Genomic DNA, 13,562 nt, shown 5'->3' with positions numbered 1-13,562 from the left:
AGAAAGAATTAAATTACTACATTATAATCAGGGTTTTAATTCGCTTTATATTAATTATTGGCGAAGCCATCACGAATCAATCATTTTCATTATAGCTTGTGAAGAAAGGTTTAATGTTTTTTCCTTAAATATAAAAAAAGGAGAGTTAATACTCTCCTTTTTATTATTTAGCATATTCTATTGCTCTTGTTTCTCTTATTATACTTACTTTTATTTGACCTGGATATTCAAGCTCGTCCTCAATTTCTTTAGTCATCTTTCTAGCTAATAAATGAAGTCCTTCATCATTTACACTATCAGGTTTAACCATTATTCTAATTTCTCTACCAGCTTGAATTGCATAAGATTTTTCTACACCTTCATAAGAGTTAGCTATTTCTTCAAGTTTTTCTAATCTCTTAATATATGCTTCTAAAGTTTCTCTTCTTGCACCTGGTCTTGCTGCAGATATGGCATCTGCTGCTGTAACTAGCACAGCCTCAACTATTTGTGGCTCATAATCTCCATGGTGAGTACTCATTGCATGTATAATTTCTTTAGATTCTTTATATCTTCTAAGTAAATCCATACCTATTTCAACGTGAGTTCCTTCCATTTCATGGTCTACTGCTTTACCTATATCATGAAGTAAACCAGCTCTCTTAGCTAGTTTTATATCTGCTCCAATTTCTGCTGCCATAATTCCTGCTATATGAGCAACTTCTATTGAATGTTTTAATACATTTTGTCCATAACTTGTTCTATAATTCAATCTACCAAGTAATTTAACTAGTTCAGGATGTAATCCATGTACACCAGTTTCAAAAGTAGCTTGTTCTCCAAACTCTTTGATGATATTGTCAACTTCTTTTCTTGCCTTTTCTACCATTTCTTCTATTCTAGCTGGATGTATTCTTCCGTCTGATATTAGCTTTTCTAATGCTATTCTTGCTACTTCTCTTCTAATAGGATCGAAACCTGATAAAATTACAGCTTCTGGAGTGTCATCAATTATAAGGTCTATACCTGTTAAAGTTTCTAGAGTCCTTATATTTCTTCCCTCTCTACCTATTATTCTCCCCTTCATTTCATCATTTGGTAAATTAACAACAGTAACTGTTGTTTCAGCAACATGATCTGCTGCACATTTTTGTATAGCATATCCTATTATTTCCCTAGATTTCTTTTCAGCTTCTTCCTTAGCTTGCGTTTCAATGTCCTTAATCATTATAGACATCTCATGTCTTACTTCTCTCTCAGCATTTGCAAGAATTATATCTTTAGCTTTTTCACAAGTAACTCCAGATATATCTTCAAGCTTTTCAAGTTGCTTAACTTTTATTACCTCTACTTCTTCTTCTTTTCTTTGTACCGCTTTTAACTTTTCATTTAAACTAGCTTCTTTAACTTCTAGATTTTGTTGCTTTTTTTCAATAGATTCTTCTTTTTGAAAAACTCTTCTTTCATACTTTTGAACTTCATTACGTCTTTCTCTTTGTTCTTTTTCTGCATCAGTTCTCCATTTGTGAATCTCTTCTTTTGCTTCTAATAATTTTTCTTTTTTTATTGTTTCTGAGTCTTTATTTGCTTTATCTATTATATCTTTGGCTAAGTCTTTAGCTTCACCAATTTTAGTTTCAGATATATTTTTTCTAACAAAATATCCAACTATAATACCAATAGCTAAACCAAGTATGCTTGCTATTATTGCTATGACATCCACCTCCTTTTGTAATAATCCCAAAATATCAATATTATTCTTTAGCATCATTTAAATTATGCCCTTTTTCACTATAAGGCCCAAGTTTTAAATTTAATAAAGTTTCTTTATCTATAATCTTGGAATACTTTAAATAAAATCATCATAATTTAAAATATTTTATCCTCATTTAATTTTATAATTTTTTCTAATTCATGTCAAGTTTATAGGAGGGGTGTATTCATATTTATTATTCACTTTCACTATCTTCTTTCTCAACTGCTTTATCAAGGTTATAATGTTCTCTAACTTTAGTATTTATTTCATTAGTTAAGTCCATATTATCAGCTAAGAATTTTTTAACATTTTCTCTACCTTGTCCAAGTTTTATATCATTGTAAGCATACCATGAACCTGATTTTTTAACTATGTCAACATCTGCTGCTATATCTAATAAGTCACCTATTTTAGATATACCTTCTCCATACATTATATCAAATTCAGCTTGTTTAAATGGAGGCGCAACTTTGTTTTTAACTACTTTTACTCTTGTTCTATTTCCAAGTACTTTATCTCCTTGTTTTATACTATCTATTCTTCTTACATCAAGTCTTACTGATGAATAGAATTTAAGAGCACGTCCACCTGTTGTAGTTTCAGGATTACCAAACATTATACCTACCTTTTCTCTTAATTGGTTTATAAATACAGCCACACAGTTTGATTTTTTTATTGAACCAGTTAACTTTCTTAAAGCCTGAGACATAAGTCTCGCTTGAAGACCAACATGAGAATCTCCCATTTCCCCTTCTATTTCTGCTTTTGGAACTAGGGCTGCTACTGAGTCAACTACTATTATATCTACAGCTCCTGATCTTATTAAAGCTTCTGTTATTTCAAGAGCTTGTTCCCCTGTATCTGGTTGTGAAATTATTAAATTATCTATATCCACACCTAAGGCTTTAGCGTATACTGGGTCTAGGGCATGTTCTGCATCTATAAATGCAGCTATACCTCCATTTTTTTGTGCTTCAGCTACTGTATGTAGGGCAACTGTAGTTTTACCTGAAGACTCTGGTCCATATATCTCAACAATTCTTCCCTTAGGAAGTCCACCAATACCTACTGCAATATCTAAACCTATAGATCCTGTAGATATTACGTCTATGTTCAATGAAGTAGCTTCTCCAAGTCTCATAACAGATCCTTTACCAAAGTCTTTTTCTATTTTACCTAAAGCCTGATTAAGCGCTTGTAATTTTTCTTTTTCTATACTCATATTATTTCATCCTTCCTCTCCACAAACATTTGTTCTATGTACTACTTTTATTATATCTTATAAAACTTTCTTCGTCAATTGAATTCCTGCTTTATCTTTAACATATATTATAAGTTTAAAGACATACATTTATATTTATAAACTTATATGTAAACTTTTATACGAATATTTTTTATTTTTTCAAAAAAATCCTTCCCGAATTCAATTCAGAAAGGATTTTTACTTTATTTACTATTCATAAATAATTCTTTATTTTTGTATAAATAGTCAGCACCAGAATATAAAGTTAACATTGTTGCAATCAACATAAATATGGTTCCCACTTGTAATAACATACTATTATCTATATTCGCTCCAAGAAGTAATATTATTATTGCTAACATTTGACTTATGGTTTTTATTTTTCCTCCACCACTGGCTGCTATAACTTTTCCATCAGCTGCAGCTATAGCTCTTAGGATACTCACTGTAAGCTCTCTTGCAACTATAATAATAACCATCCAACCTGCAACTAAATTTGATTCTATCATGCATATAAGAGCTGATATTACTAATAGTTTGTCTGCTAAAGGATCCATAAATTTTCCAAAGTCAGTAACTAAATTATTTTTCCTTGCAATATGACCATCTAGAGCATCTGTTATTGATGCAATAATAAATATTAAACAGGCCATTAAATAATGATTTGTAACGTCTAACATCATTATAATTACAAATACAGGTATTAACAAAACTCTAAGTAATGTTAATTTATTTGGTAAATTCATCTTGTATCTCTCCCATTAAATCATACTCTAGGGCAGTATTTATTTTAACATTTACAAAATCTCCTGGCTCTAGGCTAGTGTGCGATTTTACATATACTATACTATCAATTTCCTCTGCATTTAACTGAGTTCTTCCAATGTATACATTGTTTTCAATTTGTTCTTCTATTAAAACTTCATATGTTTTGCCTATTTTGCTTTGATTTATTTCTTCTGAGATGTTTTGTTGAATCATCATTATAACATCTCTTCTTTCTTCTTTTACCTCTTGTTCTAAATGATCAGGAAGCTTGTCTGCTGCTGTTCCTTCTTCCCTTGAATAAGGGAATACACCTAACTTGTCAAACTTTACTTTTTTAACAAATTCCACAAGTTCTTCAAAATCTTTTTCATCTTCTCCAGGGAATCCTGTTATTAGTGTTGTTCTAAGCGTCGCATCAGGTATTGCAGTTCTAATCATATTTATCTTATCTAATAATTCTTCTTTAGTAGTTTGTCTATTCATTAATTTTAATATTTTATTGCTTGCATGTTGTATTGGCATATCAAAGTAAGAACAAATGTTATCATTTCTTTTTATAACATCTACTAATTCCGCTGTTATTGATTCTGGGTATGAATACATTATTCTTATCCACTTTAAACCTTCTATTTTAGCTAACTCTTCTAATAACTGAGGAAGTTTTGTCTTTGCGTATATATCTGATCCATACATTGTAGAGTCTTGTGCTATAACTACAAGTTCTTTCACTCCACTCTTTGCTAAGCTTTTAGCTTCCGCTACTATATCTTCTATTTTTCTACTTTTTTGCTTACCTCTTAATTTAGGTATTATACAGTAAGTACAATGTTTGTCACATCCTTCGCTTATTTTTATATAAGCCATATATTCTGGTGTTGAGACATACCTTGGTAAGTTTTCATTGTACACAACTTCTATATCATTTAAACTAATTACTTGTTTTTCTTTTTGTAAATTTGCTAAAATTTCGTCAATATTTTGATAACTTCCTGTGCCTACTATTGCATCTATTTCAGGAATTTCTTCCTTTAATTCGTCTGAATATCTTTGAGCTAAACATCCTGTAACAATAAGTAATTTTAAATTTCCAGTTTCTTTAAGATTTGCAAATTCTATTATAGTTTCTATAGATTCTTGTTTTGCTGATTCTATAAATCCACATGTGTTTACTAAAATCACATCTGCCTCATCAAAATCCCCTGTAAGTTTGTAACCCTTTTTATTTAATATACCCATCATTATTTCTGCATCTACTAGGTTTTTCGAACAACCTAACGATTCTAGTGCTATTTTTAACATTGTTTAACTCCTTCCTTTGCTGTCTTATGAAAACTTATTAATTTTTCTATTGTATCATTTATGTCTTCGAATTTAATTACGTCGTTATACTTGTATTGATTTACTGAATGCATATAAAGAGGGTCATAGTAGTACACTAAAAATTGTTCTACTAATTCTTCATATTTTTCATGGTCTAATAATTCTAAGTATTCATCTACAGTTTTATTTCCAAGTCTTTTTCTAAATGTATTTATACATTGTCTTAAGGCTTGTATATTATCTTCATTTCTATCATATATATAATCTTTGCAAAGTCTTTTTACTCTGTCTTTTGTGTCACATTCTATAAGTATGTGATATCCATCTCTTATTATTCCTTCATATATATCATTTGGAATAAGTACATGACCTACTCTTTTACTTTCACTTTCTACGAATAAATAATCACTCTTTGAGAAAAATAAAGATTCAAATATCCTAGTTTCGAAAGTCTTTTGAGTTGGTGGCTTTTCATCATAAGTTATAAATCCAAATACAGAACCAGTATTTCTAGCCATATATTCCAAATCCACTATATCTATATTATTTCTTTCTAATTCTACTAATAATTCTGTTTTCCCAACTCCAGTTAATCCATGAAGAACTATAAACTGCTTTTTATTCATTATGCTACTTAAATAATTTTGCACATAATTTCTATAAGATTTATAGCCTCCTTCTAATTTATATAAATCTATACCAATAGAACTAAGTAAATTGGCTACAGAGCCACTTCTCATTCCACCTCTTGAACAATATATCACTATATGTTCATATTCACTTGACAATTCTTTTGCTAGTTTGTACATATCTTTTAACTTAGGAGAAACAAATTCAAATCCTTTGTCTATAGCTTCATGTTTCCCCTCTTGTTTGTATATTGTACCCACCTCACAATACTCATCATTATCAAATAATGGCATATTATAAGCATTTAATATATGATCATCTAAGTATTCTTTTTCTGTTCTAACATCTATAAAAATTGTTTTTTCTAATTTTAAAGCATCTTCTATTTTAATTGTTTTCAAATTTTATTCACCTTCTAATTTTGCTAATTCTTCCATTGTTATTAGTACTTTTCTAGGTTTACTTCCTTCACTAGGACCAACTATTCCTCTTTCTTCCATTGAGTCAATCAGTCTAGCTGCTCTGTTAAATCCGATTTTATACTTTCTTTGTAACATAGAAGATGATCCTTGCCCGCTTTGTACAACAAAGGCAATAGCGTCTTCTAAAAATTCATCTACATCGTTATTTTTGATGTTGGCAGTTTTTGAAATAGTTTGTATTATTTCTTCTTCATATTTAACTTCTTCTTTTACTTGACCTTTTACAAAGTTTATTACTTTTTCAGAGTCATCTTCTGATATATAAGCGCCTTGCAACCTTACTGGTTTTGCAGCTCCTAGAGGATAGAATAACATATCACCTTTTCCAAGTAGTTTTTCTGCTCCACCCATATCTAATATAGTTCTCGAATCTGTTTGCGATGAAACTGCAAAGGCAATTCTAGATGGAACATTTGCTTTTATAACTCCTGTTATTACATCAACAGAAGGTCTTTGTGTTGCTATAATCAAATGCATTCCAGCCGCCCTAGCCATTTGTGCTAGTCTACATATATAGTCTTCAACTTCATTCGCACATGCCATCATCAAGTCTGCTAATTCATCTATTATTATTACTACTTTTGGAAGTTTTGTTTCACTTTTTTCATTATAACTAGTTATATCTTTTACTCCTAAATCAGCAAACAATTTGTATCTTTTATTCATTTCTACTACTGCCCAGTTTAATGCATTTGCTGCCTTTTTAGGGTCAGTAACAACTGGTGATAGTAAATGAGGTATACCATTATAATGAGCAAGCTCAACTACTTTTGGATCTATAAGTAATAACTTTACTTCGTCAGGTGTTGCTTTGTATAATACAGAATTTATTATTGTATTTATACAAACTGACTTACCTGAACCTGTAGCTCCTGCTACAAGTAAATGTGGCATTTTACCAATATCTGCAATAACCGGATTACCACTTATATCTTTTCCAAGTCCTATAGCAAGAGAAGATGAATCTTCTTTAAATTCCTTACTTCCAATAACATCTCTAAGTCCTACAACCTGCGGTTCGTCATTTGGAACTTCTATTCCTATGGCACTCTTCCCTGGAATTGGGGCTTCTATTCTTATACTTTTTGCAGCTAAAGAAAGAGCTATATCATCTGATAAGTTTACAATTCTACTTACTTTAACGCCTGGATTAGGTTGTACTTCGTATCTTGTTATAGTAGGTCCTAGAGTTACTTGACCCATTTTTGTGTCAACACCAAAATTAGATAATGTTTTGATTAACAAAGATGCATTTTCTAATGCCTTTCTTTTATCATTTTCATTACCTTTGTGTCCAATTTTAGTTATTAAATCTAAACTTGGCTTTGTATAGTTTTCATAATTTGATTGACTATTAATGTGCAAATCATTTGTATCTCCTAAATTTATTGGAGCGGTTTTTTCAATATTAGTATTAGCCTTAGTTTTGGTATTACTCATTGTATCGCTCATTTTAACATTAGGATTTGTATTTTGAAGGTCCTTAAGCACATCTAACTCTGGCATACTACTTGTACCTTCTAAAATTTCTAGATAATCGTCATCACTTTTGTTAAATCCTACTATTTTTATCGTTTTGTCTTCATCATCATAACTAGGCTCAACCAAAGTATTTTCTAATTCCTCATTTTTATCATTTTTATTAAAAATATTTTTTAAGAAGCCTTTTTTATTTTTACCAATTTGAGTAGTTTCATCAACCTCTTCAGTTACTAAATTAATTGCAGATTCTTTTAAGTTAGATACCTTATCTTTTACATTTCCATTTCCATTTTTTATTTTACTAGACTTATTAGAAATGCCTTCCATTAGGTCTTTAAGAGATATATTAAATGTGTACATTACTGTAATAAATAAAACAAATATACTAATTAACCATCCACCTGTTAATCCAAATACTGCTTTAATAAAGTATGCTATTGTTGATGTGATTAGACCGCAACCACTTCCATCAATTCCCATCTGCATAACATCTCTATACATATTAGCCTTTAGAGGATTATCTACTGGAATTTTTCTTGCATTAAATAATCCATAAAAAATAAATAAAAAGACTATAAAAATATAGACTGTTTTGCTTTTTTTCATTCTATACACATATTCATTTCTTTCAAAAAATCCAAGAATACCTATAATTATTATAAGCAATGGAATAATTACTGAAAGAGCTCCAAACAAACCTTTAAAAGTGTCTTGTATGAATTGTCCTAAAAGGCCCATGGAATTTGAGTTTAAGCTATATAATAAAAATATTCCTATAAATACAGTCACTAGATTATAATATTCTCCAGATACTATTATTCTATCTTTGTTATGCTTTTTATTCTTAGCGCCTTTACTTTTTTTCTTAGCCACCAATCTCACCTCTTATTTCTTATACCTTATCAATTAAAATTTATAATTTATCCACAAACTAAATCAATTATAAATTCTTAAAAACTTAAAAGTGTTAATGGTATACATTAACACTTTTAATTATTAAATCATTATATCACATATTACTTATTTTAAACAAATCTTATTTATTTCCTTCATTTTTGTTGTCTTCTCTTATTAGTTCTCTTAATTTAACTAACGCTTCCTTTAATCCTCCAACTTCATCTATAAGGCCACATTCTACAGCTTCTTTGCCTATCAAAACACTACCTACATCACTTACAAGCTCATCTTTTGCGTGCATAAGCTTATTTAACTCTTCTCTTTCTATATTGGAAGTTCTTGTTATAAATTCTACTATTCTTTCTTGCATTTTCTTGAAATATTCAAAAGTTTCATTAACACCTATCACTAATCCATTTGTTCTTATTGGGTGTACTATCATCGTTGCAGTTGGTGCAATATAAGAATAATCGCCTGCTGTTGCAAGAGGAACTCCTATAGAATGGCTTCCTCCAAGTACAAGGGTCACGACTTTCTTAGATATGCTGTTAATTAATTCCGCCATAGCAAGACCAGCTTCTACATCTCCACCTACTGTATTTAAAATAACCAAAATACCTTTAATATCATTACTTTCTTCTACTGAATATAATAAAGGTATTATATGTTCGTATTTTGTAGATTTTTTTTGTGGATTGCCTACAAAATGTCCCTCAATTTCTCCTATTATAGTTATACATTGAATTTCTTTTTGTGCATTAGAAGGCATATTAGGAACGCCCATTTGCTTTATATTTTGAACTTTGTCACTGTCTTCATCTTCACCTTCATTGTTACTATTATCAACATTATTACTTTCATTATTTTCAGGTTTATTTTTATCCTCATCTTCTTCTTTATCTTCAAGTCCCATCTGATTCAAATCATAGTTATTATAATTATTATCATTTATGTATTCATTCATATTATTTTCTTTTTTTATCATTTATTTCACCTCATATAATATATTTAATTTTATCTTTCCCAATGATTATGAAATAATTCTTAAGTTTCTTAGTCTAGGTTTTGACACAAAAAAAGCAAGATAAAACGTATCTTGCTTTTTTATATACTATTAATCTGCAAATTCATTATGAATAGCATGAACAGTTTCTATCATATCTTCCTCTTTTACTAAACAAGTAAGACATGTATATGAATCTGATGATTGTAAAAGAGTAATACCTGCCTTTGATAAAGCTCTAACTACTTTTGCTATAACACCAGGAGTTTCAGTAACCTTTGAACCGATTAAAGTTACCTTTGCACAATGTTTTCTAATATCATATTTTACGTCATATTTTTGTAAAATTTCCTCTACAGCAAAAATATAATTTTGTTCTAATGCAAAGGCCTTTTCTTCTGTAAAGAAGTTTATCATATCTAAATTTATATGTTTTTCTTCCATTTCATTCAATATTTTTGAGAAAAGCTCTTCAGATGATTTCACTTTAATCTGAGCTATATTATCTTTATGAGCTACTGATGTCATAAATCTAGATTGGAAATCTTCATAATTACTTGTTACACCACGAGTTAAACCAATTCTAGTTCCTTTACATGTAGGGTTTAAAGTATTTTTTATTTCTAAAACAATATCTCCATTTTTAGCAAGTTCTACTGCTCTTGGGTGAATAACTTTTGCACCTTTTTCTGCCATTTGGAACACTTCTTCGTAATCACAATAATCAAGTATTTTTGCTGATGGCTCTATTCTTGGATCAGCAGTCATTATGCCATCTACATCTGTATAAATTTGTACAGTTTCACTTCCTAATGCTTTTCCTATAGCAACTGCAGATGTATCGCTGCCTCCTCTTCCTAAGGTAGTAACCTCTCCGTCTTCTGTACCTCCTTGGAATCCTGCTATAATAACCACTTTACCTTCATCCAACTCTCTGTGAATTCTTGTTGGATTTATTTCTTTTATTTTTGAATTTGAATAAACCTTAGTTGTTATTATTCCAGCTTGCATTCCTGTTAGAAACACTGATGGTATTCCCCTAGCTTCTAACATAGATGATAGTATTGTTCCTGATATTATTTCTCCGCAAGACATTATTAAGTCAAGTTCTCGTTTTTTAGATTTTTTGTTAACATTAGTACATAAATTTATTAGTGTATCAGTCGCATAGGGTTCTCCCTTTCTTCCCATGGCTGAAACTACTATTACTAAGTCATTGCCCTTTTTCTTATATTGTTCTATTATATTGCATACTTCATTCATTTTTTCAACTGATGCTACTGATGTACCACCAAATTTTTGTACTAGAATCCCCATAAATGCCTCCTAAAATATTCCATCATATTCAATGATTATCATATCATTGCCAATTTTCTTTACATTCCTCCACGGAATTTCTAAATCTCCTCTATCCTTTTTTATACCAAAAAATCCTCTTTCTCTTGGTATGGAAAGCGCCAATATTTTCCCTGTAGTTTCATCTATTATAATATCGCACTCACCAATTACTCCAAGTCTTTCTCCACTAACTAAGTTTACTATTTCTTTTCCAGCTAATTCAGATAAATTCATATTTTCACCCCGATAAATAAAAATTTTAATTTTCCTAAGTCACTGTGTAGGTTTTCAGTTCATATTTCCAACAATATGCTTTCCCCACTGATTTAGGTCACCTTACTCAAACAGTGCTTTTTACAATTATATCTGAACACCTTCTACGTTTTTTCCTACTATACACACTCCTAAATTCTCTATATTAAATACTTTATTAATAATTGCTTCAACTTGTTCCATATTTACGCTATTTATATGTTCAATAATTTCATCTTCGTTTTTAATCTTATTATTAAGCAGCATAGACTCCCCATGAGATAGCATTTTTGAACTAATACTTTCCAAGCTTAATATATAATTACCTTTTAACTGTTCCTTACTTTCTTTAAGTTCTTCTTCAGTAATATAGTTTTCTTTTATATTCTTTATTTCTTCTATTATTAGGTCATAGACTTCTTTTAAGTATTCTTCACTGGTACTAGCAAATACACCCAATTCTCCACATTTTTTATATAAAGTCTGAGAGGAGTATATGGAGTAGACAAATCCTTTATCTTCTCTTATATTTTGGAAGAGCCTAGAGCTAGTACTTCCACCAAATATATTGTTTACAACTGCTAACGCATAAGTTTCCTTTTCATTCTCTTCTGGTATAGCTTTTAAGCTAATTGCTATATTAACTTGCTCACTATCTTTATTTTTAGTTATAAAACAGGAGTGAAACTTAGGTTCTTTTACTTCTATATTTACTTCCTTTTCTTCCCATTCACCAAATTTTTCTTCAATAAGATTCACTACTTCCTCAAAATTAAAATTGCCACAAATTGATATGACTGCATTATTAGGAACATAATACTTACTATAATGATTTAAAATATCTTTTCTTTTTAAACTTTTAATGGTCTTCCTATTTCCAAGTATATTCATACCTAATCCATCATCAGCATATATATTTTCTACTAATAAATCATAAGACAAATCATCTAAAGAATCTTCATACATTTTAAGTTCTTCTAATATTACGGCTCTTTCTCTGTCTATATCATTATTATTAAAGGTTGAATTTAATATCATATCACTTAAAACATCTATACCTATGTTTATATGCTCATCTAAAAGATGAACATAATAGCACGTACATTCTTTATTTGTAAAAGCATTTATTTGTCCACCAATATTATCTATGTCTCTTGCTATATCTTTTGCACTTCTATTTTCAGTTCCTTTAAACAACATGTGCTCAATAAAGTGAGACACACCACTTTCCTTAGGTGTTTCTATCCTAGATCCTGTATTTATCCAAATCCCAAGAGATACGGATTTTAAGTAAGGTATTTCCTCTCCCACAATGGTAAGACCATTTTTTAGGGTTTGACATTTATACATATCGTCCTCCAAATTCTTTACTACGTCATTATATACTTTAATTTTTACAAGTTAAAAAAATTTATAGTATTAATTATAGTTTAGGAACTTAATTTAATCAACAACAAACACATCACTAAGCCTTCCTGGTTTTAAATTTTTTTGTCTTATAATTTGAATAATATCATCTATACATTTTGCTGTGGCATCTGTTGGATGCATTAATACGATACTTCCATCTACTATGTTTTTATTTTTTACTCTTTCAATAATTTTTTCAGGATTATCTCTATCTTGCCAATCAATAGTATCCACATCCCATTTGAAACATATGTAATTTAAACGTTGTGCTGCTTTAACTGTATTTGATCCAAAAGAACCTGCTGGAGCTTGAAAAAATTTAGTTTCCTCACCAATAGCATTATCAATTATTTTCTTAGAAGTGCTTATTTGATTGTAATTTTCATCATATGAAAGGTTAGCATAATCTGAGTGTTTATGCCCATGATTCCCTATCTCATGGCCTTCATTTTTAATTCGTAAAAGCAAGTTCTTTTTATTTTCAGCCCACTTTCCTGTTACATTAAATGTTATATGTACCTTCTCCCTTTTTAAAGTTTCCAAAATAGATATTACATACTCATCCTCCCACCCCAGGTCTACGTTGCAAGTTAATGCAACATAGCCACTATTTTTTTTAGTACCCTGGGTATAGGGCGCTTTTGCCAAATCTAGAATATTAATACTTGGAGTTGTTTGGTTTTTCTTAAGTGTAAAAGCAATTCCACATAATATAAGCAAAATGATTAGAATAAAAATTATTAATTTTTTTAGTTTACCTTTGTTTAGCACCATCATTATCATATTGGTTTCCTCCTAATATGTACAAATTATTTCTTATTTTAAGTTTATTATTACAACTTATAATTTATTCTTAGGAATAGGACTTGTTATCTAAAAATTCACTTCGTTCATCTGCCTAACCATATGCCTTTGCTAATACTTCAGCGAAATACTTGATTTAAAATTTAGTATCTTTAATCCACCTATAATCCAAATTTTTTATAATAAAAAAACGAGACT

11 protein-coding genes are annotated in these 13,562 nt (G+C 29.8%); all 11 read right to left on the bottom strand.

Annotation, left to right across the window (positions count from 1 at the left end):
• Nucleotides 1-163 precede the first annotated feature (163 nt).
• The 11 genes from rny to K0040_RS11440 all read right to left on the bottom strand — a co-directional run bounded on the left by rny (nt 164) and on the right by K0040_RS11440 (nt 13,343).
• Nucleotides 164-1,750, bottom strand: coding sequence for a ribonuclease Y (gene rny / locus K0040_RS11490; RefSeq protein ID WP_265588870.1), 1,587 nt, complete (start codon nt 1,748-1,750; stop codon nt 164-166).
• Nucleotides 1,751-1,928: 178 nt separating this feature from the next.
• Nucleotides 1,929-2,957 carry a recombinase RecA gene (gene recA / locus K0040_RS11485; RefSeq protein ID WP_228108939.1) on the bottom strand — a complete coding sequence of 343 codons (1,029 nt, stop codon included), beginning with the start codon at nt 2,955-2,957 and terminating at the stop codon, nt 1,929-1,931.
• A gap of 224 nt (nt 2,958-3,181) precedes the next feature.
• On the bottom strand, nt 3,182-3,724 hold the full coding sequence (pgsA, locus tag K0040_RS11480) for a CDP-diacylglycerol--glycerol-3-phosphate 3-phosphatidyltransferase (protein ID WP_228108938.1): 543 nt from the start codon (nt 3,722-3,724) through the stop codon (nt 3,182-3,184).
• On the bottom strand, nt 3,708-5,045 hold the full coding sequence (gene rimO, locus K0040_RS11475) for a 30S ribosomal protein S12 methylthiotransferase RimO (RefSeq protein WP_228108937.1): 1,338 nt from the start codon (nt 5,043-5,045) through the stop codon (nt 3,708-3,710). Before rimO ends, pgsA begins: the two co-directional genes overlap by 17 nt.
• Nucleotides 5,039-6,097: a tRNA 2-selenouridine(34) synthase MnmH gene (gene mnmH, locus K0040_RS11470; protein ID WP_228108936.1), complete on the bottom strand. Its 1,059-nt coding sequence runs from the start codon at nt 6,095-6,097 to the stop codon at nt 5,039-5,041. The genes rimO and mnmH overlap by 7 nt, the downstream gene beginning before the upstream one ends.
• A 3-nt stretch (nt 6,098-6,100) precedes the next feature.
• Nucleotides 6,101-8,533, bottom strand: a complete 2,433-nt coding sequence (locus K0040_RS11465) for an FtsK/SpoIIIE family DNA translocase (protein WP_228108935.1) — start codon at nt 8,531-8,533, stop codon at nt 6,101-6,103.
• Between the two features lie 163 nt (nt 8,534-8,696).
• Entirely contained in the window at nt 8,697-9,470 is a 774-nt protein-coding gene (locus K0040_RS11460) for a ClpP family protease (RefSeq protein ID WP_228108941.1), read from the bottom strand.
• Between the two features lie 201 nt (nt 9,471-9,671).
• On the bottom strand, nt 9,672-10,877 hold the full coding sequence (gene dapG, locus K0040_RS11455) for an aspartate kinase (RefSeq protein WP_228108934.1): 1,206 nt from the start codon (nt 10,875-10,877) through the stop codon (nt 9,672-9,674).
• A gap of 9 nt (nt 10,878-10,886) precedes the next feature.
• Nucleotides 10,887-11,132 carry a YlmC/YmxH family sporulation protein gene (locus K0040_RS11450; protein WP_074915591.1) on the bottom strand — a complete coding sequence of 82 codons (246 nt, stop codon included), beginning with the start codon at nt 11,130-11,132 and terminating at the stop codon, nt 10,887-10,889.
• 126 nt (nt 11,133-11,258) lie between these two features.
• Nucleotides 11,259-12,500, bottom strand: coding sequence for a M16 family metallopeptidase (locus tag K0040_RS11445; protein ID WP_228108933.1), 1,242 nt, complete (start codon nt 12,498-12,500; stop codon nt 11,259-11,261).
• Between the two features lie 93 nt (nt 12,501-12,593).
• Nucleotides 12,594-13,343 (bottom strand): polysaccharide deacetylase family protein, encoded by a 750-nt coding sequence (locus K0040_RS11440; protein WP_228108932.1) that lies wholly within the window; start codon nt 13,341-13,343, stop codon nt 12,594-12,596.
• Nucleotides 13,344-13,562 lie beyond the last annotated feature (219 nt).

The organism is Terrisporobacter petrolearius (assembly GCF_020748185.1).
Taxonomy (GTDB): Bacteria; Bacillota; Clostridia; order Peptostreptococcales; family Peptostreptococcaceae; genus Terrisporobacter; species Terrisporobacter petrolearius.
Note: the sequence above shows the minus strand (reverse complement) of the source record. Positions and strands in the feature narration are given on the sequence as shown.